This window comes from Capnocytophaga sp. oral taxon 863 str. F0517, assembly GCF_000466425.1.
GTDB lineage: Bacteria > Bacteroidota > Bacteroidia > Flavobacteriales > Flavobacteriaceae > Capnocytophaga.
This window is the reverse complement of sequence record NZ_KE992113.1, coordinates 2,139-2,552: the sequence shown is the minus strand read 5'-3', so window position 1 is coordinate 2,552 and position 414 is coordinate 2,139.

Here is a 414-nt window from a genome sequence, read left to right as displayed (position 1 = left end):
TATTAATTGCCTGTCGTGGCTCACGACCTTCTTTTCTTTGAGAAAGAAAAGAAGCAAAAGAAAGACCTTACAGATAGATTTTTTGTTAGTTTGGGATAGAGAGAAATCTTATAAGATAGCCGTTAAAGATAAAAAGAGAAGCTACTTAACATGAGTTCGATATAACGAAAGTTCCCATAAAGCCAGCGAGTGCCCACAGCTGGGTATATGAGAAATGAATTTCACTGATTTTATATGTTTACAGAATCATGCTGTTGCGATTTTCACGGATTAGGTAAATAGCGGCAGACAACGGATTGTATAAAGCCATGCTATACCATTGAGCAAGGCATGTAGTGTTATGGAGCAGTTGATAGAGAGAGATGGACACCCTCTGTTCCTTGGTATCCTGCATTACCCAACAAGCAATATTAC